Here is a 23,359-nt window from a genome sequence, read left to right on the forward strand (position 1 = left end):
ACTGGTTGTGCTGGTACCGCTGCCGCTCAGCCCTTGACCGCGCCCTGGAGGCCGCCCACGATCTGCTTCTCCGCCAGGGTGAAGAACAGCAGCGCCGGCAACATCGCCAGCGACGTGAAGGCGAGGACGCCCGCGGTGTCGGTGGTGTACTGGCTGGAGAAGTTCTGCACGCCCAGCGGCAGGGTGTGCAGGTTGACGTCCCCCAGGACGAGCAGCGGCAGGAGGAACGCGTTCCAGCTCGCCACGAACGCGAGGATGCCGACGGTGACGACCGCGGGCCGCGACAGCGGCAGCACGATCCGCCAGAGAAAGCCGAGCCGGCCGGCGCCGTCGATGGCGGCCGCGTCCTCCAGCTCCCGCGGGATGGCCGACAGGAACGGCCGCAGGATGACGATCGTCAGCGGCAACGAGAAGGCCACCTGCGGGAGGATCACCGCGTAGTAGGAGTTGATCAGGTTCAGGTCGCGCAGCATGAGGTACAGCGGCAGGATCGCCGCGCCGGCCGGGAACAGCAGGCCGAGGGTGAAGAAGGTGTAGAGCCCCTCGCGGCCCCGGAACGTGTACCGGGCGAGCACGAACGCGGCGGCCATGCCGAGCACCACCACGCCGAGCGTGGTGCCGAGGGCGACCACGGCGCTGTTGAACGCCTGTTTCCAGAAGCCGCTCTGCGTCAGCACCCGGTAGTAGTTCTCCCAGACCCACGGGTCCGGCAGGCCGGCCGGGTCGTTCACGATCTGCGGCGTGGTCCGGAAACCGCCGACGACGACGTACACGACGGGTGCGATCGAGACGGCCGCGACCGCGAGCGCGAGCGCGTACGTCAGCGGCGCGCTCCACTGGACCGGCCGGCGCCCGGCCGAGGGGGCGGGTACGGAGTTCACGGCCACTGTCACTTCCCCTTCCGGGTGATGGCGCCCTCGATGTCACGGCGGAGCAGGAAACGCTGGAACAGCAGCGCCGCGACGAAGGAGATGGCGAACAGGATCACGGCCACCGCGTTGCCGTAGCCCCAGAGCCGGGCGAAGAAGCCGTTGTCCACCATGTACGTCGCCATGGTGGCCGAGGCGCCGAGCGAGCGCACGGCCGGCACCGAGGTCACCCAGACCATGTCGAAGACCTGCAACGAGCCGATCATCGACAGGAACATCCAGATCCGGATGGTGGGGCCGAGCAGCGGCAGCGTGACGTGGCGCTGGATCTGCCACCAGCTCGCGCCGTCGATCTCCGCGGCCTCGTTCAACTCCTGCGGCACGTTCGACAGGCCGGCGAGCAGCAGGATGATGGCGAAGCCGACGTACTTCCAGGTGAGGACGAACAGCAGCGTCCAGATCACCACGTCCAGGTCGGCCAGCCACGCCTGCACCAGCCCGCCGAGCCCGATCGACTGCAGCAGCGCGTCGAGCGTGCCGTTCTCGGTCAGGATCAGCTTCCACATGATGCCGACGGTGACCTCGGCCAGCACGTACGGCACGAACACCAGCAGGCGGAACGCCGAGCGCCCGCGGAAGCGGCGGTTGAGCAGGAGGGCGATGCCCAGCGCGACCGGGCCCTGGATCAGCAGCGACCCGAACACGATGATCGCGTTGTTGCGCAGCGCGTCGAGGAAGATCGGGTCCTGGAAGGCGAGCGTGTAGTTGCGGAAGCCGACGTACTCGGTGGGCGGGCCGACGCCGCGCCAGCGGAACAGGCTGTAGTAGAACGCGAAGCCCATCGGCACCAGCACGAACATCACGTAGATGACGATCGCGGGCGTGGTCAGCCCGATGATCTCGTACCACTTGCGACGGGTCTCGGCGCGGCGGGAGGCGGCCCGTGCGCCGGGCCGGAGGCCCGCCGGCGGCGCTTGCGCACCGACGGCGGGCGTACGGGTCTGCGATGCGGACGTCACTTGCTTGCGGCCGCCTTCATGGCCGAGACGACCTTCTCAGGTGTCCCGTTGCCGGCGAAGATCGCGACGATCGCGTCGTTCATCGCGGTGCCGACGGTGCTGCCGTAGGCGGTGTCCAGCCAGAGCTGCACGTAGGTGGCGTCGGACGTGGCCTGGAGGATCGACTTCAGGGCCGGGTCGGTGACGCCGTCGGCCGCGCCCTTGGCGACGGGCAGGCCGGTGCCGGTGGCGGCGTAGCCCTTCTGCACCTCGGGGCTGACGAGGTACTTGAGGAACTCGACGCACTCGGCCGGGGCGTTCTTGGAGCAGGCGAACCCGTCGCCGCCGCCGAGGGCCGCCTTCGGGTCACCGGCGGAGCCGGAGATCGCCGGCACCGGGAACCAGCCGAGGAACTTGCCCAGGGCCGCCTTGTCGGTGGCGACGGTGTCCAGGGTGCCGCGGTTCCAGTCACCCATCAGCTCCATCGCGGCCTTGCCGTTCGCGAGCAGGCCGTTGGCGCTGGTCGGGTCGTTCTGACCCGGCGTGGCGATGAAGTTGTTCTGGAACGGCTTGGTGTCGATGAAGGTCTTGAGGTCCTGGCCGGCCTTGACGAAGCACGGGTCGTCGAAGTTCCGGTCCTTGGTCGCCTTCTTCAGCGTGTCGACCGAGCAGGCACGCAGCGCGAAGTTGTACCACCAGTGCGCGGCGGGCCACTTGTCACCGGCGCCGAGGGCGATCGGGATGACGTTGATGGTCTTGAGCTTGGTGACCGCGGCGTTGAGTTCCTCGAAGGTGGTCGGCGGCGCCGTGATGCCCGCCTTCGCGAACATGTCCTTGTTGTACCAGATGCCCTCGATGCCCATCCGGTACGGCAGGCCGTACTGCTTGCCTTCGACCTGCCAGATCTCGGCGGCGTTGCCGATGTCGGCGACCTCGCCCTTCACCTGGTCGGTGATGTCCTTGAGGTAGTCGGCCTCGACCTGCTCGCGCATCTCGCCGCCGCCCCACGCCTGGAAGATGTCCGGCGGGTCGTTGCTCAGCAGCGCGGCGGGGAGCCGGGTGCGCTGGAGCTGGTTCGTCTCGATCGCCTCGATCTCGATCTTGACGGTCGGGTGGGCCGTGGAGAAGTCCTTGGCGACCTTCTCCCAGTACGTCTTGCCGGGCCCGTCCTGCGACGCGTTGTGCCACCAGGTCAACGTCACCGGGTTCTTGTACAGCTCACTCTCGGCGGCCTTCTCCTCGTCGCCACCACCACTGCACGCGGAGGCCAGCAGAGCACTTGTCACAAACAGTGCCAGGACGGCGCCAGCACGGCGCTTCATCACCATAGATGTCTCCTCGACCACTCAGTCGGGTTACCTGCCGGGGAGTTTTACAGGGCCGTAACGTGAAGTCAATCGGTATCGATAACGTTTTCGACATCGTCTTCGATCGACCTGAGAGAGCCCTCTATCATCGTCGGCGTGGTGTTCCAGGAGCGCGTCAAGATGTCGGACGTGGCACGTACGGCCGGCGTCTCGGTGGCAACCGTATCCAAGGTTGTCAATGGCCGATACGGCGTCGCGCAGGCCACCGTCGAGCGCGTCCAGCAGGTCATCCACGAGCTCGGGTACGAGGCCAGCCTGGGGGCGCAGAGCCTGCGCAGCCACCGCACGAACGTGCTGGGCATCCTGGTCGCCGAGTTCGAGCCGTTCTCGACCGAGCTGCTCAAGGGCGCGTCCCGGGAGGTCGCCGGCAGCGGCTACCAGTTGCTCGCCTACTCCAGCGGTGACGGGGAGGGCGCGGCCATAGGGTGGGAGCGGCGCTCGCTGGCCCGGCTGTCCGGCACACTCATCGACGGCGCGGTGATCGTGACGCCGACAGTGGTCGAGACCAAGCACGGCTTCCACGTGGTGGCCGTCGACCCGCACACCGGCCCGTCCGGTCTGCCCACCGTCGACTCCGACAACTTCGCCGGCGCGGTGCTGGCCACCGACTACCTGCTGTCGCTCGGGCACCGGCGGATCGCGCACATCAGCGGCCGCCCCGACCTGGAGTCGGCCCGCCTGCGCGAGGCCGGGTTCCGCAAGGCGATGGCCGACGCGGGCCTGACGGTGGACGAGCGGCTCGTGCGGGTCGGCGGGTTCCGCACCGAGAGCGCCGCGAGCACGGCCGCCGAGCTGCTCGCGCTCCCCGACCGGCCCACCGCGATCTTCGCCGGCAACGACCTCTCGGCCATCTCCACGGTGGACGTCGCCCGCGGCCTCGGCCTCGGCGTACCGGACGACCTGTCGGTCATCGGCTTCGACAACATCCCGGAGTCGGCGCTCGTCGACCCTCCCCTCACCACGATCCGGCAGCCGCTGCAACGCATGGGCGCCGAGTCACTGCGTCTGCTGATCGACCTCATCGCGGGCGTCGAGCGGGACACGCACATCCGGCTCCCCACCGAGCTGGTCGTCCGGGCCTCCTGCCGCCCGCTGCGCTGAGGCGCCACCTCACCCTCCCGGCCCGGGTGATTGACGGACGGCTATCGGCGTCCGTAATGTTTCGGGCTACTTCCGGAAGCGAGACCGGAAGTTTCGGAAGCCCGCACCGTCCGTCCACCCGGGCGCCCGCCGGTCCGTTCCACGCCGCGGCGTTCCCGGCACCGCCACCGCCGGCCTCCGGCCGCGCGCACCCTCCCGAAAGGAACGACCATGAAGCTGAGACGTTGGCTCGCCGCCGGCGCCGTCGCCGTCGCGACCGCCACCGCCCTCAACGTCGTCCCCGCGACGGCCGGCCGCCCCTACGACCCGGCCGCGCAGAGCCTGCGCGAGCTGGCCAAGCGCCACGGCCTGTACGTGGGCACCGCCGTCGACATGGCCGCCCTCAACGACGCCGCCGAGCCGCGGTACCGCGAGCTGGCCGCGTCCGAGTTCTCCACCGTCACCGCCGAGAACGTCATGAAGTGGGAGAGCCTCGAACCCACCCGGGGCACATACAACTGGGGGCCGGCCGACGAGCTGATCGACTTCGCCCGCAAGAACAACCAGCGGGTCCGGGGCCACGTGCTGGTCTGGCACAACCAGTTGCCGGCGTGGCTGACCAGCGGCGTCGCGGACGGCTCGATCAGCAAGGCCGAGCTGCGCCAGATCCTGCGCAACCACATCACCGCCGTGGTCACCCACTTCAAGGGCAAGATCTGGCAGTGGGACGTGGTGAACGAGGCGGTCAGCGACCCCTGGGACACCCCGTCCACCCTGCACTACAAGGGGTTCTGGGCGCAGAACCTCGGGCCCGGCTACATCGCCGACGCGTTCCGCTGGGCCCGCGCCGCCGACCCGAAGGCGCTGCTGTTCTACAACGACTACAACATCGAGGCGTTCGGCTCCGGCAACCCGGCCGACGACAAGACGCAGTTCGTCTACGACATGGCCCGTGACCTGCGGGCCAAGGGCGTGCCGATCGACGGCGTGGGCGCACAGGGCCACCTCGGCACCCAGTACGGCAACTTCAGCACGCTCCAGGTGGCCGCGGCCCTGCGCAAGTTCGCCGGGCTCGGGCTGGCCACGGCCCTCACCGAGGTGGACGTGCGCAGCCAGATCACCGAGGGGGTGGAGGCCGGCGACTCCGCGGAGATCAACCCGCGTCTGCAGGCGTCCGCGGCGAACTTCAGCGTGCTGATGCAGGCCTGCCTGGCCGAGCGGCACTGCCTGTCGTTCACCCTCTGGGGCTTCACCGACAAGCACTCCTGGGTACCCGGCGCGTTCTCCGACCCGCCGGAGGGCCTGGCCACCGTCTACGACGAGAACTACCAGCCGAAGCGGGCGTACCACGAGCTGAAGGCCGACCTGATCTTCTCCGGTCCGCCATACGTGCTGCCGCGCATCCCGCAGCACCCGCGCCGCTAGACGACCGGCGCACCACGGCGGGGCCGGTCCGGTGACCGGCCCCGCCGCCTGTGCCCGGCCGGCACACGCTCACGCCGCCCGGCGCCGGCCCAGTTCCGACTCCAGCCGCCCGATGAGCGTCTTGCGGGCCTTGCCGCCGCGTTCCCGGCGCAGCGCCGCGTCGAGCTGACGGGTGTCGAGGTCACGGACCAGCTTGACCGCCTCGGTAACCGGCAACTCGTTGATCTGCTCGGCGGCCGTGGCGTCCCGGCGGGCCCGCTTCGCCGGGCCGGTGTTCGGCACGTACTGGCGGCCGGAGCGCGACGCGCGGCGCTTGCGGGTGTCGGTGGCGCGCCGCTCGTTCTCCGACAGCTCCTCCCACGCCTGTTTGGGCAGGTAACGGCGGGTTTCGCCGCCGTTGCGGGCGCGCGTATCGCCGCTGCGGGTCTGCCACTTCTCGCCGCCCCAGCGTTGCAGCGAGCGCTGCCGTGCGTCCTTCGGGCCCTCGAATCCCCCGCCGGCCTTCTTGTACTCGTTCGTCAGCAGCTGCGACTTGCGGGCCGACCACTGCCCCGGCCGTCCGCCCTTGTCGGAGGCGCGGATCTCGGCCTTGAGGCGCTCCCGCAGTTCCGGCTCGGTGTACTTCGCCATGACGCAGCGTTACCCGGACCGGGAGCGGCCATGCCGGTCAGCCGAGCGCCGGTCGATAGACCAGATCCATCGTGTCGGTGCGGCCCGACCAGTCCAGCCGCAGCCGCCAGCACCCGGCGGCCGGCAGGTCGACGATGGACGGCCCGGGTCCGCCGGGCACCTCCCGGACGGCCCGGGCACCCGTCCCGTCGAGCGTCGCGGTGATCACCAGGGGGCTGAGTTGCGCCGGTTCGGACCGGCCGGGATCGGGGCGGGCCACCCAGAGGATCTTGTTGTTCGCGCCGTCCCCGCGCGCCTGCACCAGCGGGTACGCGAACAGGATCGCCACGATGTCGCCCCCGGTGCCGAAGACGTGCCGCACCCGGGTGTCGCCGGTGAACCCGGCGTCCGCCCAGTCCGGTAGCCGGCCGGTCTCCAGCCGCTCGGCACAGGCCGACGGCGCGGCCGGGCCGGTGGCGGGCGTGGTGCCCGGGGCCGTGTCGGGCACGCCGGCCGGGCCGGTGCACCCGGCCAGCAGCAGGACCGACACCAGCAGGACTCTTCTCGGAACGGACATCCGGCCTCCCCCGTCGACGACTCTCGTCAACAGGACACCGCCCGGCGCCCCGGGGTTCCCGGCGCCCTCACTCCAACGAGGACGCGACGTCCAGCGCCTGTTCGCGGGTGAGGTCGCCCTCCAGCCGGTAGCTCACCCCGGCCCGCTCCCAGATCAGCGTGGCGGCGGACAACCGCGCGGTGGCGACCCGTTCCGTCCCGGACCGGTCCACGTACGCGAGCGCGTGCGGCCCACCGACCCAGATCGCGAACTCGCCGCCGACCTGGGTGAGCGTCACGTCCGCCCCGACCGACCGCTTGTGGAACACGATGTCGAGCGAGCCGTCGAACGCGTCCAGCCGGACCGTCCCGCCCCGGTAGAGGAGGCTGACGACCCGGTGGGCGCCGGCACCGTCCGGATCGGCGACCAGCACCCGTTCCGGCACGCCGAGCCGGGCCGGGACGCGGATCGGGAAGCGGACCTGCCGCTGCGCCTCGGCGAGCGCAACCTGGTGCTGCGCGGGCAACGGCGACGGCGTACCGGCCGGTGGCGGCGCGGGTGCGGTGTCGATGACGACCCCGGAGAACCGCAGCAGCCCGGTCACCGCGCCGGCGACCGCGGCCCGCCCCGGCGGCAGCGCCGCCACCAGCAGGGCGGCGAGCGCGCCGGCCAGCACGTATCGCCACCGGCGGCGCGGCGCGGGCGCGTCGAGCCGGGCCCGGACCCGGGCGGTCAGATCCGGCGTCCGCGCCGGCTCCAGCCAGCCGGTCAGCTCCCGCAGCTCCCGTTCCAGGTCATCCACGGTGCGCCACCTCCCGGTCCAGCAGGGCCCGCAGCTTCGCCAGCGCCCGGTGGGTCCGTGACTTCACGGTGCCCCGGGCCACCCCCAGCACTGTCACCGTCTCGTCCTCGCCGAGGTCGAGCAGATAGCGGCAGACGATCACCTCGCGGTCGCGGACGGGCAACCGCCGCAGCGCACCCACCAGCGCGGCGCGGCGCTCGGCCGCCAGCACGGCGTCGAGCCCGTCGTCGCCGGTGACCGCCGCGACCGGCTCCGCCGCCGCCGCGCGCAGCGCCAGCCCGTCCCGCCGGGTGCGGGCACGGTGCAGGTTCCGGGTCTCGTTGGCGACGATCGCGAGCAGCCAGGACCGGAACGACGCCTCGGCCCGGTAGCGGGACAGTTTCCGGTACGCCTTCACGAACGCCTCCTGGACCACGTCCTCGGCGTCCGGACCGGCGCCGAGCAGCACCGCCGTCCGGTACGCGGACGCGGTGTGCCGGGCGACCAGGGCGTCGTACGCCTCCCGGTCGCCGGCGCGTACGCGGGTGACGAGTTCGTCGTCGTCCAGGGCAGCCTCCGCCGTCGGTCCGCTTTCATGACACCGCCCGGGGCGGCCGGGTTCCATCAGGCGTTTGACCGGGTGCCGGGCCGGAAAGAGTGGCGGGATGAGCTGGGCGAGAAGAGCCGTACCCGCAGCCGTCGCCGCCGTCGCCGCGCTGGCGGCCCGGGACCTGCTGCAACGCGACCACGCGCTGCGCCGCAACTTCCCCGTGCTGGGCCGGGCGCGGTACCTGATCGAGTCGATCGGCCCGGAGCTGCGGCAGTACATCGTGGCCGGCAACGACGAGGAGCGGCCGTTCACCCGCGACCAGCGGCGCTGGGTGTACGCCTCGGCCAAGCAGGAGAACAACTACTTCGGTTTCGGCACCGACAACGACATCGAGCACACCTCCGGCTATCCGATCATCAAGCACCGTACGTTCGGCCGGGCGGTCCCGCCGTCGACGCCGACCGCCGGGCACGACGTGACGCTGCCCTGCGCCAAGGTGCTCGGCGCGGCGCGCGGCCGGGCGCAGGCGTTCCGGCCGGAGTCGGTGGTGAACATCTCCGGGATGAGCTTCGGTTCGCTGTCCGGCAACGCGGTGGAGGCGCTCAACCGGGGCGCCGCACTGGCCGGCTGCCTGCACAACACCGGCGAGGGCGGGCTGTCGCCGTACCACCGCAACGGCGGTGAGCTGGTCTTCCAGCTCGGCACCGCGTACTTCGGCTGCCGCGACGAGCAGGGCCGGTTCAGCCTGGAACGGCTCAAGGACCTGGTGGCGTCGGCACCGGTACGCGCGCTGGAGATCAAGCTCAGTCAGGGCGCCAAGCCGAGCCTCGGCGGCCTGCTGCCGGCGGCGAAGGTCTCCGCCGAGATCGCCGCCACCCGGGGCATTCCGGCCGGGCGGGACTGCGTCAGCCCGTCCCGGCACGCCGAGTTCTCCGACTGCGACAGTCTGCTCGACTGGGTGGAGCTGCTCGCCGCCGAGACCGGCCTGCCGGTCGGCATCAAGTCCGCCGTCGGTGACCTCGGGTTCTGGGAGGAGCTGGCCACGCTGATGCGCGACACCGGGCGCGGCGTGGACTTCGTGACTGTCGACGGGGGCGAGGGCGGCACCGGCGCCGCGCCGCTGATCTTCAGCGACTCGGTCTCGCTGCCGTTCCAGCAGGGCTTCTCCCGGGTCTACCGCACCTTCGCCGAACGCGACCTGCACGAGAGCGTGGTGTTCGTCGGCGCCGGCAAGCTCGGCCTGCCGGACAACGCGGTGGTGGCGTTCGCGCTCGGCGCCGACATGGTCAACGTCGGGCGGGAGGCGATGCTGGCGATCGGCTGCATCCAGGCGCAGAAGTGCCACACCGACACCTGCCCGACCGGCGTCGCCACCCAGAACGCGTGGCTGGCCCGGGGTCTGGACCCGGCCCGCAAGTCGGTGCGGGCCGCGAACTACATCCGTACGCTGCGCCGCGACCTGGTCAAGGTGGCCGAGGCGTGCGGCGTCGAGCATCCCGGGCTGATCGGCACCGACGCGGTGGAGATCCTCGACGGCCGGACCTCGTCGATCCCCCTGGACCGGGCGTTCGGCTACCGGCCGGAGTGGGGGATGCCGTCGGCAGCCGACCGGGCGGAGATCGTGCGGCTGATGACGGCCGAGGCGCCGCAGGGCGGCAGCGCGCCGCCCTCCCCCACCGCCGTCGGCTAGCCGGTTCCCTCGCCGGTGCGGTGCCGGCCCCGGCGGCGCGGCGGGCGCGGCCGGAGCACGACCGGCGCCACCACCAGGACCGCCGCCGCACCGAGCAGTCCCCAGGGGTGGCGGCTGGTCTCGATCACGAACGCCACCGGCCGTTCCGGCAGGTCGACGCGGCCGTGGAGTTCGTGTGCCCCGAGCACGGCGACGTCCACCGGCACCGGGATCTCGTACGTCCGGACCTGCCCGGCGCCGATGGTGCCCAGGGGCGGGGCGGCGACGATGGTGTGCGCCCGTCCGGGCCGGCCGAACAGCAGCGTGAACGTCGGGTCGACCACGTCGGCCGGGCCGGGGTTGCGCAGCGCGACGCGTACGGTGAGCGTCTCGGGCAGCCCGAACCATTCCCGCAGCGGGCGGCGGCCGGCGACGCGCAGGTCGTCGAGGTGCAGTCGCGGCGTGGCGGCCGGCGCGGGCGCCGGGGCGGCGGTCACGCCGCTGACCGGCAGCGCGGCGGTGGCCTGGACGGTGCCGGTCAGGGCATGCGCGCGCAGTACGCAGGGACAGGCGACGGGCGGTGCCGCCAGCACGATCGGCACCGCCGTCGTGCCCGCCGGCACCTGGACGGTGGTGGCCTGCTCGTTGGCGCAGTCGAGCGCGCCCCGGTGGGCGTCGTTGCCGCAGACCGTGAGGTGGACCGGGCCGGCCGGCCAGCCGCGCAGCGTGACGGTGACCCGCTGCCCGACAGTCAGCGGGCCGGACGGCACGACGACAGCGGGCCGCGGCGCCGCGGAGGCCGCAGTGGACGAGGGCGCGGCCGGGGCGGCGACGGCGGTGCCGTCCGGGGTGTACGGCGGCGCCGGGGCCGGCGCGGCCAGCGCGAGGATCGCGGCGGCGGCCGGCAGGACCGGGGTCACCGGGCACCGGCCGCCGCGCCGCCCGCCGGGGGTTCGGCCGTCCCCGCGACGGGGGCCCTGGACGCATCCGCCGGCCCGGCGGCAGCGGCCGAGGTGGGACGGCGACGACGGCGACGCAGGTAGAGCCAGGCTCCGGCGGCCGCCAGTGCGGCGATCAGCAGCCAGGGCGGCGCCCACACGCTCGCGGTGCGCTGCACCGGGGGCAGCGCGGTGTCGACGGTGGTGGGTGCGAGGTCGACTGTCGCGGTCAGCCGCAGCGCGGGCGGCACCCCGGTGACCCGCTCGGTGACAGTGAACTCGGCGCCGGGCAGCAGCTCCGGCAGGTCGACCGGGCTGGTCCGGGACAGCGTCCAGCCACCGGGGCCGGCGACGACCACCGCGCCGGTGCCGCCGACGCGGACGTTGCCGCTGTTGCGGATCCGGTAGGTGACTGTGAGGTCGGCGCGGCCGATCGGGTTGAGCGGGGTGTCGTAGCCGACGCGTACCGATTCGACAGTCACGGCGGGGCGGACCTCGCCGGCCACACGGAGGTAGAGCCGGGCGGCGATCCGCTGGTCGAGCCGGACCCGCTGCCCGTCGGCGGTCACGCCGTCCTGGGCGACCGCGGCGATCACGCCGCCGGTGTGGTCGCCCGGCGTGGCGTTGCGCGGCACCGTGAGGCGGAACGGGATGTCCGCGCGCCTGCCGGGCTGGACGGTCCAGCTTCGCCGCTCGACGCCGATCCAGGCGCCGACGTCGGTGGCGGCCCGGTCGGAGGGCAGCAGCGCGAAGGCGCCGTCGGTGGTGGTGTACGCGTCGGTGCCGTACACCGCGAAGGTGAGCGGTCGGTCACCGAGGTTGGTGACGCCGACGTGGTCGGTGACGCTGTCGCCGGGCGCCAGGTCGTACGTGAAGTAGTTGCGCCCGGTCGGCCCGCCGGGCCCGGACGGCTGGACCGCCCAGCGGACGGCACCGGGGTCGGCGGACGGTGCGGGCCGGGGGGCGGCCTCGCCGGCGGCCGGCGGCCCGAGCAGCACCGCGAGCAGCACGGCGGCGAGCGCGGCGCCGAACCGCGCGGCCGGGCCGGGCGTGCGCCGCCGCGGGGTGCGGGTGGAGGGCGTGAGGAGGGGCATTCCGTGCTCCGCTGCGAGGTGGTCGCCGGGAGGCGGCTGGTGGGGCACGGGCGACGTGCCCGCGCCCCACCAGGTCCGACCCGGTCGGTGAATCAGGAGAGGGTCAGGGTGAGCGTGGCGACGTAGTCACCCGCCGCGGCGGACGCCGGCACACCGAGGTTGAGCTCGGCGCCGCAGGCGAAGACGCCGTTGCTGGTCCCGGCTCCGGCCGTGCACAGGGCCCGGGCCTCACCGAGACCGGCGCCGGGAGCGGCCACCGCGCCCGGGGTGACGGCACCGGTCGTGCCGCCCAGCGGGTCGTCCACCACGCTCGCCGTCGGCGCCCAGCCGAGGTAGTTCCCGGCGATGACGCCACCGGCGGCGGAGGTGAATTCGGAGACCTGTCCGACCAGGCTCCAGCCGGTGCCGGCGCCGCGCAGGTCGGCCACCGTGGCCGTGTTCAGCGGCGCCCGGGCGTACTCGCCCTTGCCGACCGGCGGCAGGGCGACTGTCGCGCCGGCGACGCTCAGGCTGAGCGGACCGCCGGTCACGGTGCTGGTGATCCGCTGCTGGGCCGAGTTCCCGCCCGCCCCGGTCCGGGTGAAGGTGATCGGGGTGAACGTGTCCTGGCGGCGGTCGGCCGAACCGCGGGCGGCGAACGTGATGACGTAGCACTGCACCTCGGTGCAGTCCACCTCGTCGCCGTTGCGGTCGGTGTAGACGGCGCTGATCGGCAGCGTCGTGGTGAAGCTGCCGTCGGCGGCCATCCGGTCCCGGGCGTCGGTCGGCTCGTTGGTCTTGTTGACCCACTTGGTGACCTGGAGGACGCCGGCGTTGGCCCAGTGCTCGTCGACCTTCGGTCCGAACGAGACGTAGATGCCGGCCCCGTTGTTGAAGTCCGGGTCGAAGCCGGTGCCGCGTACGGTGACAGTCGCGCCGGCGGGGTCGAGACCCTGGGCCGGGTCGACGGTCACCGCCGGGGTGGCGGGCGCGGTGCCGCCTGCCGTGGTGAACGTGAACGACACCGGGTCCAGCGCCTCACCGGCGGCGTAGAAGCCGTTGAAGGCGCCGGCTCCCACGCTGGTGAGCGCCGCGGCGAGGTTGCTGCCGGTCACCGTGTTCCCGCTGGCGGCGGGACTGCCGGTGAGGGTGGCGACGGTGGCCTGCTTCACCGAGACCGGCTCGGTCATCGTGGTGGCCAGGTCGACGTCCGCCTTCAGCGAGGCGGTGCCGCCGGAGACGGCGACGGTCGGGTTGGCCAGCGTGATGGTCAGCAGGTGCGCCGGGTACGAGAACACCACTGTGCCGCCGTACGTGGCGTTGGTCGTACCGGCGGCGGCGTCGTGCGTGCCGCCGGTCGACGGGAACGTGAACGTGCCGTCGGCGTTGACAGTGGCGCCGTTGCTGACAGCGATCGGCGGATCCCCGTTGCCGGCCTTGACGTAGTTGCGGAAGCTGGCCTTGAAACCCCAGGTCAGGCTGCCACTGGTGATCTCGGCCTCGGCCGCCGAGGCGGGTCCGGCGCCCACGAGCGCACTCGACACGCCGAGGGCGAGCACCGCCGCCCAGCGCATCGACCGGAGGGCTCCGGCTCTGGATCTGAACATGCTGTTCCTCTCGGGAGGGGAAGCGAAGACATTAGGTTAGGCAAACCTAATATCATCGGGTGATCCACGAAGCGTCCCAAGATCTTCAACCGAACGGACCCCTTGCCACCTGCGGGTTTGCCGCTTAGGTTAGCCAAACCTAAGTTGTTGCCCGGTCGGTGCACCCGGCCGGACCTGTCGTGTGAGGAGCCCGATGCGAGCACGGCGCCGCACCATCCTGACCACCGTTCTGCTCACCGCCGCCGTCGTCGCCACGCCCGCGCCGGCCCACGCCGGCACCGCCACCGGCAGCGGCGGTCAGAAGCTCACCGTCACCCCGAGCACCGGCCTGAGCCGCTCGGGCGCCACCGTGTCCGTCTCCGGGCGCGGCTACGACGTCGACAAGGGCATCTACGTCGCGTACTGCGTCGACAACGGACCGGGCGTGGCGGCCACCCCGTGCGGCGGCGGCGCCGACACCACCGGCAGCCTGGGCGCCTCGCAGTGGATCTCGTCGAACCCGCCCGCCTACGCCGAGGGCCTGCCGAAGCCGTACGGCCCGGGCGGCTCCTTCTCGGTGACGGTCAAGGTGACCCCCACCATCGGCGACGTCGACTGCACCGTCCGGCGCTGCGCGGTCGTCACCCGCGCCGACCACACCCGGGCCTCCGACCGGTCCCAGGACGTACGGGTGCCGGTCACGTTCGCCGCCGGCGCCACGAGCGCCCCGCCGAAGGCCGGCCCGGCGCCGAAGGCGACCACGCCCGCCGCCGCGCCCCGGACCACCACCGCGCAGGACGCGCCGGCCCCGGCCGCCTCCGGCAGCGCGCCGGCCGCAGCGGGGGCGGCAGGGGTGACAGGCGCCGCGACCGGGGCCGGGGCGCCGTCGCAGGCCGCGGCCGGCGACCTCCACGTCACCCGGGTCAGCGACACCTCCGGGGCCGGACGCGGATGGACCGCCGGGGTGGTGGCCGCCGCACTGGCCCTGGCCGTCCTGCTCGGCCTCGGCCGGTGGCGGCGCCGTCGCGGTGCCGGCCGGTGAGCCGCCCGCACCGGCGACCAGGCCGGGGACCGCTCGTCGCGCTGCTCGCGGTGACCATGGCGGCGACCGGCTGCGCCGCGCCGGGCCGATCGGGTACGCCGTCCGCCGCCGGCTGCGGGCCGGTCACCGCCACAGTGGACGACGCCGACGTCGACCCGGTCCGCCCGGCGCCCACACCAGCGCTGCCGGCCACCGTACGCTCCGGCGACGGCACGACGGTGACTGTGGACGACGTCAGCCGCATCCTCCCGGTGAACCTGCACGGCTCGATCGCCGAGATCGTCTTCGGCCTCGGCCTGGGCGGCAACGTCATCGGGCGGGACACCTCGACCACGTTCCCCGCCGCCGCGCACCTGCCGGTGGTCACCCCGGGCGGGCACGACCTCTCCGCCGAGGCGGTGCTCGACCTCGACCCGAGCGTCGTGCTCGTCGACGACGGCGTCGGACCGCCCGAGGTGCTGCGCCAGCTCCGCGCCGCCGGTATCCCGGTCGTCCAGGTACGCGCCGAGCCGACCCTCGAGGGCGTCCCGGCCCACATCCGCGCGGTCGCGGCGGCGCTCGGCGTACCCGGGGCCGGGGAGCGGCTGGTGACCCGCGTGCAGAGCGAGACCGCCGAGGCCCGGCGTACCGCCCCGGCGGGCCGGGCGCCACGGATCGCGTTCCTCTACCTGCGCGGCACCGCCGGGGTGTACCTGATCGGCGGCCGGGGCGCCGGGTCCGACGCGATGATCGAGGCGATCGGCGGCGTCGACGCCGGCAGCGCCGCCGGGCTGTCCAGGTTCCGTCCGCTGACCAGCGAGGGCCTCATCAACGCCGCGCCAGACGTGATCCTGGTGATGAGCGCCGGGCTCGCCTCCGTCGGCGGCGTCGACGGCCTGGTGAAGCTGCCCGGCGTGGCGCAGACGCCGGCCGGGGCAAACCGGCGCGTCGTCGACATGGCCGACGGCACGCTGCTCACCTTCGGCGTCCGCTCCGGCCGGGTCGTCCAGGCGCTGGCCCGCGCCGTCTACTCCTGCGAGGACCCGTCGTGACCACGCTACGGAAGCGGCCCGCGCCCGCCGCCGCCCCGGCGACGGTCACCGGCGCGCCCCGGTCCCCCGGCCGGCGGGGCACCGTGCTGGTGGCCGGGCTCGGCGTCGCCCTCGTGCTCGTCGCCCTGCTGGCCGCCGGGCGCGGCCAGGTGGCGATCTCCCCCGCCGAGGTGCTCGGCTCCGTGCTGCACCGCCTCGGGCTGGACCTCGGTCCGCTGCCGTCGGCGGCGCAGGGCGAGAACGCGCTCTGGATCGTCCGCTTCCCCCGGGTGCTGCTGGCGGCCGTCGTCGGCGCCGCCCTCGGCTGCGCGGGCGCGGTCATGCAGGGCGTCTTCGGCAACCCGCTCGCCGAGCCCGGCGTCATCGGGGTGTCGGCCGGCGCGGCCGTCGGCGCCGCCCTGGCCATCGTCACCGGCGTCACCGTCCTGGGCGGATGGACCGTGCCGCTCGCCGCCTTCGCCGGCGGCCTCGCCACCACCTACCTGGTGTACGTGCTGGCTCGCTCCGGGGGCCGGACCGAGGTGGTGACGCTGGTCCTGACCGGCGTCGCCGTCAACGCGGTCGCCGGCTCGGTGATCGGGCTGCTCATGTTCGTCACCGACCAGTCCGGCGTGCAGGCCATCGCGTTCTGGAACCTCGGCAGCCTCGCCCAGGCCGGCTGGACGGCCGTCGGTCTCGCCGCGCCGTGCCTGCTCGCCGGGCTCGCCGTCGCCTGCGCCGACGCGCGCCGCCTCGACCTGCTCGCCCTCGGCGAACCCGCCGCCCGGCACCTCGGCGTGAACGTCGAACGCCTGCGGCTGCGGCTGATCGTCGTCACCGCGCTTCTCGGCGCCGCCGCTGTCGCGTTCACCGGCATCATCAGCTTCGTCGGACTGGTCGTGCCGCACCTGATCCGGATGGTCGCCGGACCGGGTCACCGGGTGCTGCTGATCGCCAGCGCGCTCGGCGGGGCCGTCGTGGTGATCGGCGCCGACCTCGCGGCGCGTACCCTCGTCGAGCACCAGGAGCTGCCCCTCGGCGTGCTCACCGCGGTCATCGGCGGCCCGGCGTTCTTCTGGCTGCTGCGCCGCACCCGCGACCGGGCCGGAGGCTGGGGATGAGCCTCCCACGTACGCCGCGCCGGTTCGCCGCCGCCCGGCCGCCGCGCCCGGCGCCCGCCGGGCACCTCCGGATCCGGGTGGCCGGGCTGCGCGTCGAGCGCGCCGGCCGGACCGTGCTCGACGGGATCGACCTTCAGGTACGCGCCGGCGAGGTGCACGCCCTGGTCGGGCCGAACGGCGCCGGGAAGTCGACGCTGCTCGGCGCGATCAGCGGTGACGTGCCGGCCGCCGCCGGCCGGATCGAGGTCGACGGGCTGCCCCGCGAGTCGTGGAGCCCGGTGGAGCTGGCCTGGCGCCGCGCCGTGCTCACCCAGCGCAACACGCTGAGCTTCCCGTTCACGGTCGGGGAGGTGGTGCGGATGGGCCGGGCGCCGTGGGCGGGGCGGCCGGAGCGGGAACAGGACGACGCCGTCGTCGCCGACGTGCTCGAACGCTGCGACGTCGCCCGTTTCGCGGCCCGGCCGTACCCCGCGCTGTCCGGCGGCGAGCAGGCCCGCGCCGCGCTGGCCCGGGTCCTGGCGCAGCGGGCCACCACGCTGCTGCTCGACGAGCCGACCGCCGCGCTCGACCTGCGGCACCAGGAACTGGTCATGCGCATCGCCCGGGAGCGGGCCCGCGCCGGGGACGCCGTGGTCGTGGTGCTGCACGACCTGACGCTGACCGGTGCGTACGCGGACACCGTGACCCTGCTCGGCGACGGACGCGTCCGCGCCGCCGGGACACCCCGCGAGGTGCTCACCGCCCCGCTGCTCAGCGAGGTCTACCGGTACGACATCGACGTCGTCCCCCACCCCCGTGACGAGCTGCCGCTGATCGTGCCCCGACGCGGCCGGCCCGCAGGACCATCAGCCGACGAGGAGAGACAGCAGATGGATACACAGACGTTCGCGGCCCGGCTGCGCGCCGAGACACGCGACGCGCACCGGAGCGCCGAGTCCCAGCGGTACGTCTCCGCGCTCACCGCCGGTGAACTCGACGTCGCCGGCTACACCGCGCTCGTCGTCGCGCACCACGGCATCTACGCGGCGCTGGAGGGCGTGGCGGACACGATGCGCGACGACCCGCTGGCCGGCCCGTTCGTCGACGACGCGCTGACCCGGCTGCCCGCGCTCGCCGCCGACCTGCGGTTCCTGCTCGGCCCGCGCTGGCGCGAGGTGATGGAGCCTGTTCCGGCCGCTGTCGCGTACGCCGCGCGGATCACCTCGGCCTGCGCCGGATCGCCCGAGCGGTTCATCGCGCACCACTACATCCGCTATCTCGGCGACCTGTCCGGCGGGCGGCACATCGGGCGCTGCGTGGCCCGGTACTACGGGGTGACCGAGGAGGCCGGGGCGTCGTTCTACACGTTCCCGGGGATCAGCGACCCGAAGTCGTACAAGGACGCCTACCGGGCGAGGCTGGACGCGCTCGCGCTGGACGAGGCCGGCCGGCCCGCGCTGCGCGACGAGGTGCTGGTGGCGTACGAGCACAACATCGCGGTCTTCACCGACCTGGGTCGCCTGGTGGCGGCGAGCGGCCGGCAGGGCGCCGCGTGAGCGCCGGTTTCCCGCCGGAGGTGGTCGCCGCCGTCAGCCGGCACATGAACGACGACCACGCCGGGGACGCGCTGCTGATCTGCCGTACGCTCGGCGGCCGGCCGGACGCCACCGCGGCCCGCACCACCGGCCTGGACGCCGACGGCATCGACTTCGCCGTCACAGTCGGCGGCACGGAGGTCCCGGTGCGCGTCCCGTTCGCCCACCGGCTCACCGAACGGGCGCAGATCCGCCGGGAGGTGGTGCGCATGTACCGGGAGGCCTGCGACCGGGCCGGCGTACCGCCCCGGCCGGCCGGCTGAGCACCGGGACCGTCCGGGCTGCGGAAACCCGGTCGGCTGCCGCACCGCCGCGGCGTACAGTCCGCCGCATGGCTGTGGACACGAGGCCGGCGGTGCGCGCCGGCCGATTCCGGCTGCTCCCGCTGGGCGTGGTCTTCCTGACCGTCGGTCTGTCCACCGCCGTGGTACTGCCGTTCCTGTCGCTGTTCCTCGACCGCGAGGTCCACGCCAGTCCGTTACGGGTGACCGTGTTCCTGGTCGTCGCCCCGCTGTCCGGGGTGGTCGCCTCCGCGCTGATCGGCCGGCTGTCGGACCGCCTGCCGATCCGGCGCGCGCTTCTCGTCGGCGCCGCGCTGGCCGGTGTGGTGGGCGCGGGGACGACCGCGTACGTCCGGGACTACTGGATCCTGCTGGGGCTGACCGCGACAGCCACCGCGCTGGCGAACTCGCTGTTCCCGCAGTCGTTCGCGTACACCCGGGCGCTGTTCGACAGGGACGATCCGGGGCGGGCCGCGTTCGGCGTCAGCCTCATGCGTACCGTGTTCTCGCTGGCCTGGGTGGCCGGGCCGGCGCTGGCCGCGGTGCTGCTCGACGTCGGCGGCTTCCGCCTGGTCTACGGCATGGCCGCCGTCATGTACGCGCTGGCCGCGCTGGTGGCCGCGTTCCGGCTGGAGGAGCTGCCGCTGCCGGCGCGGCCGGTCCCCGGCGATCCGGACGGCGCGGTGCCCGCCCCGCCCGGCGCGTCCCGGCTGCGGCTGGCGCTGACGGCGCTCGCGTTCGTCCTGCTCCAGTGCCCGCTGACGCTCGCCGTGCAGGCGCTGCCGCTGTTCATCGACGCCGAACTGAACGACGACCCCTCCCGCGCCGGGCTGGTGCTGGGCCTGTGCGCGGCGCTGGAGATCCCGCTGATGCTCGGGCTGGGCGCACTGACCGCGCGGGTCCGGCTGCGGCCGCTGATCCTGGTCGGCGGCGCCTGCGGGGTCGCCTACTACGCGACCGCCGCGACGGCGCCGGGCGTGGCGGTCCTGTTGCTCGCGCAGCCGGTGAACGCGCTGTTCATCGCCGCGGTGTCCGGCGTCGGCATCGCCTACGTGCAGGATCTGCTGCCGGGCGAGCCGGGCCGGGCCACCACGCTGTTCACCAACACGTTCCCGATCGGCGCCATGCTCGCCGGGCCGCTGCTCGGGCTCTCCGCGCAGGTCGGCTACCGGTGGGCGTACGGAATGAGCACCGCGCTGTGCGCGGCCGGGCTGCTGGTGCTGCTGCTGACCCGGCCGCACGCGCGGGCCTGACCGGCCCGGCGGTCAGCGGCGCCGCACCAGCACCACGTGGTCGATCAGCTCGCCGGTCCGGCCGTCCGGGCCGGTGGCGGTACGGCGCGCCGCGCCCAGCCGCTCGGTGTCCCAGCCGTCCGGGTCGAGGTTCATCGCGGCCAGGATCTCCTCCGGGCTGGCGAACCGGTGGTGGCCGGTGTCGGGCCCGGCCCAGGGCGGCGGCGCGCCGTGCTCGACGACGAGCAGCCGGCCGCCGGGCGCGACCGCCTCGGCCGCCGGGGGCAGCACCTTCTCCCGGGGCAGGACCAGCGGCGACTGGAAGAACTGCGCGGACACCAGGTCGTACCGGCCGGGCGGGAAGCCCTGGGTCAGGTCGTGCCGGACGGTGGTGATCCGGTCCGCCACCCCGGCCCGCTCGGCCTCGACGGTGAGCCGGTCCAGCGCGACGGACGAGATGTCCACGGCGGCGACCCGCCATCCCTTCGACGCGAGCCACACCGCGTCGCCGCCCTCACCGGAGCCCAGGTCGAGCACGGTGCCGGGCGGCAGCGCGCCGGCGACCTCGGCGAGGACCGGGTTCACCCGGCCGCTCCAGATCCGGTCCCGCTGGCCGTACCGCTCGTCCCAGAACCGGGCCGGGTCGGTGTCCGCCGCCGGCTGCTCGTGGTGGTGCCCCGTCATGTCTGCCTCCTCGCCGCCGGCCGTCTCCCGTCCGGTCACGCCATCGTGCGCCGCCGCCGACCGGACAGCAAGGAACCTTGCCGTTCCGGCAAAACGAGCACACCGGACGAGCGGGGGGTGGCGGGCGGCCGGACGCTGCGCTACCGTCGAGAGCAGATACCCCCGGGGGTATATGGATCCGGAAGGAGAACGCCCATGCACGAGGTCGACGTGACCACGTTCGCCACCGCCCACGCCGACGGGGCGACTGTCATCGACGTCCGGGAGACCGCCGAGTACCTCGGCGGACACGTCCCGGGTGCCCGTTGTGTGCCGCTGGGCCACCTGGCCACCCAGATGGCGCAGGTGCCGCGCACCGGCCCCGTCTACGTGATCTGCGAGGCCGGCGGGCGGAGCCGGGTCGGCGCCGAGCTGCTGGAACGCGCCGGCATCACCGCCCTGTCGGTGGCCGGCGGCACCTCCGCCTGGGTGCGCTCGGGCCGCCCGGTCACCGCTGGCAGCCGGCCATGACCGGCCGGCCGGAGACGGCAGCCGCTCCGCGCACCGGCTTCCTCCGCCGCCTGCTCGGCCCTCGCGTCGCCCGGGTCACCCCGGCGGAGGCGGCGGCGCTGTCCGGCGCGGGCGCGCTGCTGCTCGACGTCCGCGAGCCGGCCGAGTGGCGGGCCGGACACGCCCCCGGCGCCCGGCACATCCCGCTCGGCCAGCTCGCGGGCCGGCTGTCCGAGGTGCCGGCGGACCGGCCCGTGACCGTCTGCCGCTCCGGCGCGCGGTCGCGACGGGCAGCCAAGCTGCTCGCCGCGGCAGGCCACGAGGTGCACGACCTGACCGGCGGCATGCGGGCGTGGACGAACGCCGGGCTGGCGGTACGAGCCAAGGGCGGCAGGCCGGGCCACGTGGCCTGAGCAGACGCCCGTCCATCACCAGGAGAAGGAGCACGGCCGATGTTGTTCACCCAGTACTACCTCGACTGCCTGTCCCAGGCCTCGTACCTGATCGCCGACGACCGCACCGGCCGGGCCGTGCTCGTCGACCCGCGCCGGGACATCGACGAATACCTCACCGACGCCAAGGCGCACGGCCTGACGATCGAGGGGGTCGTCAACACCCACTTCCACGCCGACTTCCTCGCCGGGCACCTGGAGGTGGCCGCCGCGACCGGCGCGTGGATCGGCTACGGGAGCCGGGCCGAGACCGAGTACCCGAGCCGCAAGCTCGCCGACGGCGAACGGATCAGCCTCGGCGACGTGACGCTGGAGATCATGGAGACCCCGGGCCACACGCCCGAGTCGATCAGCATCCTGGTCTACGAGCGCGCCGACGACCCGGTCCCGTACGGCGTGCTGACCGGCGACGCGCTGTTCATCGGCGACGTGGGCCGGCCCGACCTGCTCGCCTCGTTCGGCGTGACCGCCGAGGAACTCGGCCGCATGCTCTACGACAGCGTGCAGCACAAGCTGATGGGCCTGCCCGACGAGGTGCGCGTCTTCCCCGCCCACGGCGCCGGCTCGGCCTGCGGCAAGAACCTGTCCACCGAGCGGCAGTCCACCATCGGCGAGCAGCGCCGCACCAACTACGCCTGCGCGCCGATGAGCGAGGAGCGCTTCCTCGCCCTGGTCACCGGCGGGCAGCCGGCCGCGCCGGGTTACTTCGCCTTCGACGCGGTGCTCAACCGCAAGGCGCGTGAGCTGTTCGACCACGCCCGGCCGGCCCGCCCACTCACCCCGGCCGAGTTCCTGGCCGCCCGGGCCGACGGCGCCGTCGTGGTCGACGCCCGCGACCCGCAGGAGTACGCGACCGGGCACCTGCGCGGCGCGCTCAACGTCCCGGCCGACGGCCGGTTCGCCGAGACCGCCGGCAGTGTCGTGGCGCCCGACCGGCCGGTGCTCGTGGTGGCCCCGCAGGACCGGGAGGAGGAGATCGTCGTCCGCCTCGCCCGGATCGGCTTCGACCGGGTGATCGGCTACCTGCGCGAACCCGAGGGCGCCTTCCTGGAGATGGTCGCCGAGATGACCCGGGCCAGCCGGGTCACCGCCACCGAGCTGCGCGCGGCCCTCGACGGTCCGGACGCGCCGGTGGTGCTGGACGTCCGCAACGCCGGCGAGCGGGAGCAGGGAGCGGTGGACGGCTCCCGGCACATCCCGCTGGCCGAGCTGACCCACCGCCTCGGCGAGGTGCCCACCGACCGCCCCGTCGTCGTGCACTGCGCCGGCGGCTACCGCTCCTCGGTGGCCGCCAGCCTGCTGCGCAACGCCGGTCACGCCGACGTGTCCGACCTGCTCGGCGGCTACGGCGCCTGGCAGGGCCTGCACGCCGCCGCGTGACCCACCGGTCCGGCCCGGGTTGGGGCCCCTCCCCCGCCCGGCCCGGACCGTCCGATCGCGCCGCCAGGATTAGCACTCCCCTCGCATGGGCAGACATTTGTCATCGGACACGCGAACGAGGGAGCTGACGGCATGGCGAAGGGCGACATCGACACCTACCAGCAGGACGGGCAGTGGAAGAACCGCCCGGAGGGCAACGAGCGCGCGACCAGCCGCCACGACACCAAGGCGGAGGCCGAGGCGGCCGGCCGGGAGATGGCGGCCGAGCGCGGCGCCGAGCACGTGATCAAGAAGCAGGACGGCACGATCGGCGAGAAGAACACGTACCCCCGCAGCCGCGACCCCCGGGAGATCCCGGGCTGAGCACGCAGCGCAGGCGATGTACGGCGCCGGACCCGAGCGGGTCCGGCGCCGTATCGCGTACCGGCGGGTAGTGAGTGGCTGGCTAAAAACTTTTGTTCGGTTCCTACAACGGTCCCCGCTCAGGCTTCGGCCGTTACGACATGGCGCCGCCCGCGCATAGGCGGAAAGGTGAGGCGAGCCGGGGGCATCGCCGCGCCCGGCGCGCCACCGTGGGTCAACCGAAGGGGACG

The 23,359-nt window shown here is 73.8% G+C and carries 24 protein-coding genes; 13 read left to right on the forward strand and 11 right to left on the reverse strand.

All coding sequences use genetic code 11. The features are described from left to right. Positions 1–26: 26 nt before the first annotated feature. Genes MICAU_RS18110 through MICAU_RS18120 form a run of 3 tightly spaced genes read right to left on the reverse strand, consistent with a single transcriptional unit; the run spans position 27 to position 3,195 of the window. The gene (locus tag MICAU_RS18110) at positions 27–893 is read right to left on the reverse strand and encodes a carbohydrate ABC transporter permease (RefSeq protein WP_013286791.1); all 867 of its coding nucleotides are present in this window, start codon (positions 891–893) and stop codon (positions 27–29) included. Then, positions 890–1,888 carry a carbohydrate ABC transporter permease gene (locus tag MICAU_RS18115; protein ID WP_013286792.1) on the reverse strand — a complete coding sequence of 333 codons (999 nt, stop codon included), beginning with the start codon at positions 1,886–1,888 and terminating at the stop codon, positions 890–892. The genes MICAU_RS18110 and MICAU_RS18115 overlap by 4 nt, the downstream gene beginning before the upstream one ends. After that, on the reverse strand, positions 1,885–3,195 hold the full coding sequence (locus MICAU_RS18120) for an ABC transporter substrate-binding protein (RefSeq protein WP_013286793.1): 1,311 nt from the start codon (positions 3,193–3,195) through the stop codon (positions 1,885–1,887). The genes MICAU_RS18115 and MICAU_RS18120 overlap by 4 nt, the downstream gene beginning before the upstream one ends. 135 nt (positions 3,196–3,330) lie before the next feature. Between MICAU_RS18120 and MICAU_RS18125 the strand changes: the two genes are divergently transcribed. Continuing rightward, entirely contained in the window at positions 3,331–4,335 is a 1,005-nt protein-coding gene (locus MICAU_RS18125) for a LacI family DNA-binding transcriptional regulator (RefSeq protein ID WP_013286794.1), read from the forward strand. A gap of 210 nt (positions 4,336–4,545) precedes the next feature. Continuing rightward, positions 4,546–5,739 (forward strand): endo-1,4-beta-xylanase, encoded by a 1,194-nt coding sequence (locus MICAU_RS18130; protein ID WP_013286795.1) that lies wholly within the window; start codon positions 4,546–4,548, stop codon positions 5,737–5,739. A 69-nt stretch (positions 5,740–5,808) separates the two neighbouring features. On the opposite strand, the gene MICAU_RS18135 is transcribed toward MICAU_RS18130, so the two are convergent. The 4 genes from MICAU_RS18135 to MICAU_RS18150 form a co-directional block, all read right to left on the reverse strand. After that, positions 5,809–6,369: a DUF5872 domain-containing protein gene (locus tag MICAU_RS18135; RefSeq protein ID WP_013286796.1), complete on the reverse strand. Its 561-nt coding sequence runs from the start codon at positions 6,367–6,369 to the stop codon at positions 5,809–5,811. Positions 6,370–6,406: 37 nt separating this feature from the next. Continuing rightward, the gene (locus tag MICAU_RS18140) at positions 6,407–6,925 is read right to left on the reverse strand and encodes a hypothetical protein (RefSeq protein ID WP_013286797.1); all 519 of its coding nucleotides are present in this window, start codon (positions 6,923–6,925) and stop codon (positions 6,407–6,409) included. Between the two features lie 67 nt (positions 6,926–6,992). Further along, a complete protein-coding gene (locus tag MICAU_RS18145; protein WP_013286798.1) occupies positions 6,993–7,706 on the reverse strand; it encodes a hypothetical protein in 714 nt (237 codons plus the stop codon). Beyond that, positions 7,699–8,310 carry an RNA polymerase sigma factor gene (locus MICAU_RS18150; protein WP_013286799.1) on the reverse strand — a complete coding sequence of 204 codons (612 nt, stop codon included), beginning with the start codon at positions 8,308–8,310 and terminating at the stop codon, positions 7,699–7,701. Before MICAU_RS18150 ends, MICAU_RS18145 begins: the two co-directional genes overlap by 8 nt. A 40-nt stretch (positions 8,311–8,350) precedes the next feature. Between MICAU_RS18150 and MICAU_RS18155 the strand changes: the two genes are divergently transcribed. Beyond that, the gene (locus tag MICAU_RS18155; protein ID WP_013286800.1) at positions 8,351–9,925 is read left to right on the forward strand and encodes an FMN-binding glutamate synthase family protein; all 1,575 of its coding nucleotides are present in this window, start codon (positions 8,351–8,353) and stop codon (positions 9,923–9,925) included. Here the strand turns inward: MICAU_RS18155 and MICAU_RS18160 are convergent. The 3 genes from MICAU_RS18160 to MICAU_RS18170 all read right to left on the reverse strand — a co-directional run bounded on the left by MICAU_RS18160 (position 9,922) and on the right by MICAU_RS18170 (position 13,522). Further along, positions 9,922–10,824, reverse strand: coding sequence for a hypothetical protein (locus tag MICAU_RS18160; RefSeq protein ID WP_013286801.1), 903 nt, complete (start codon positions 10,822–10,824; stop codon positions 9,922–9,924). The two genes, MICAU_RS18155 and MICAU_RS18160, sit on opposite strands and share 4 nt — an antisense overlap. Beyond that, on the reverse strand, positions 10,821–11,936 hold the full coding sequence (locus MICAU_RS33485) for a WxL protein peptidoglycan domain-containing protein (protein WP_013286802.1): 1,116 nt from the start codon (positions 11,934–11,936) through the stop codon (positions 10,821–10,823). The genes MICAU_RS18160 and MICAU_RS33485 overlap by 4 nt, the downstream gene beginning before the upstream one ends. A gap of 92 nt (positions 11,937–12,028) precedes the next feature. After that, a complete protein-coding gene (locus tag MICAU_RS18170; protein WP_013286803.1) occupies positions 12,029–13,522 on the reverse strand; it encodes an HtaA domain-containing protein in 1,494 nt (497 codons plus the stop codon). A gap of 193 nt (positions 13,523–13,715) precedes the next feature. Between MICAU_RS18170 and MICAU_RS18175 the strand changes: the two genes are divergently transcribed. The 6 genes from MICAU_RS18175 (at position 13,716) to MICAU_RS18200 (ending at position 19,782) form a co-directional block, all read left to right on the forward strand. Next, positions 13,716–14,543, forward strand: a complete 828-nt coding sequence (locus MICAU_RS18175) for a neocarzinostatin apoprotein domain-containing protein (protein ID WP_013286804.1) — start codon at positions 13,716–13,718, stop codon at positions 14,541–14,543. Beyond that, positions 14,540–15,574 carry a heme/hemin ABC transporter substrate-binding protein gene (locus tag MICAU_RS18180; RefSeq protein WP_244879618.1) on the forward strand — a complete coding sequence of 345 codons (1,035 nt, stop codon included), beginning with the start codon at positions 14,540–14,542 and terminating at the stop codon, positions 15,572–15,574. The genes MICAU_RS18175 and MICAU_RS18180 overlap by 4 nt, the downstream gene beginning before the upstream one ends. Continuing rightward, positions 15,571–16,674: a FecCD family ABC transporter permease gene (locus tag MICAU_RS18185; protein ID WP_013286806.1), complete on the forward strand. Its 1,104-nt coding sequence runs from the start codon at positions 15,571–15,573 to the stop codon at positions 16,672–16,674. The genes MICAU_RS18180 and MICAU_RS18185 overlap by 4 nt, the downstream gene beginning before the upstream one ends. After that, a complete protein-coding gene (locus MICAU_RS18190; protein WP_013286807.1) occupies positions 16,671–18,209 on the forward strand; it encodes a heme ABC transporter ATP-binding protein in 1,539 nt (512 codons plus the stop codon). Before MICAU_RS18185 ends, MICAU_RS18190 begins: the two co-directional genes overlap by 4 nt. Beyond that, positions 18,206–18,511 carry a DUF2470 domain-containing protein gene (locus MICAU_RS18195; protein ID WP_013286808.1) on the forward strand — a complete coding sequence of 102 codons (306 nt, stop codon included), beginning with the start codon at positions 18,206–18,208 and terminating at the stop codon, positions 18,509–18,511. Before MICAU_RS18190 ends, MICAU_RS18195 begins: the two co-directional genes overlap by 4 nt. 68 nt (positions 18,512–18,579) lie before the next feature. Continuing rightward, the gene (locus MICAU_RS18200; RefSeq protein ID WP_221488058.1) at positions 18,580–19,782 is read left to right on the forward strand and encodes a sugar efflux transporter; all 1,203 of its coding nucleotides are present in this window, start codon (positions 18,580–18,582) and stop codon (positions 19,780–19,782) included. A gap of 12 nt (positions 19,783–19,794) precedes the next feature. On the opposite strand, the gene MICAU_RS18205 is transcribed toward MICAU_RS18200, so the two are convergent. Continuing rightward, entirely contained in the window at positions 19,795–20,445 is a 651-nt protein-coding gene (locus MICAU_RS18205) for a class I SAM-dependent methyltransferase (RefSeq protein WP_013286810.1), read from the reverse strand. A 195-nt stretch (positions 20,446–20,640) separates the two neighbouring features. Between MICAU_RS18205 and MICAU_RS18210 the strand changes: the two genes are divergently transcribed. The 4 genes from MICAU_RS18210 to MICAU_RS18225 all read left to right on the forward strand — a co-directional run bounded on the left by MICAU_RS18210 (position 20,641) and on the right by MICAU_RS18225 (position 23,129). Then, positions 20,641–20,955, forward strand: a complete 315-nt coding sequence (locus MICAU_RS18210; protein ID WP_013286811.1) for a rhodanese-like domain-containing protein — start codon at positions 20,641–20,643, stop codon at positions 20,953–20,955. Between the two features lie 50 nt (positions 20,956–21,005). Further along, on the forward strand, positions 21,006–21,347 hold the full coding sequence (locus tag MICAU_RS18215) for a rhodanese-like domain-containing protein (RefSeq protein ID WP_085985960.1): 342 nt from the start codon (positions 21,006–21,008) through the stop codon (positions 21,345–21,347). 39 nt (positions 21,348–21,386) lie between these two features. Continuing rightward, on the forward strand, positions 21,387–22,766 hold the full coding sequence (locus tag MICAU_RS18220) for an MBL fold metallo-hydrolase (protein ID WP_013286813.1): 1,380 nt from the start codon (positions 21,387–21,389) through the stop codon (positions 22,764–22,766). 132 nt (positions 22,767–22,898) lie between these two features. Next, entirely contained in the window at positions 22,899–23,129 is a 231-nt protein-coding gene (locus MICAU_RS18225; protein WP_013286814.1) for a DUF2188 domain-containing protein, read from the forward strand. Positions 23,130–23,359: the final 230 nt, after the last annotated feature.

This window comes from Micromonospora aurantiaca ATCC 27029, assembly GCF_000145235.1.
In the GTDB taxonomy this organism is placed as follows: domain Bacteria; phylum Actinomycetota; class Actinomycetes; order Mycobacteriales; family Micromonosporaceae; genus Micromonospora; species Micromonospora aurantiaca.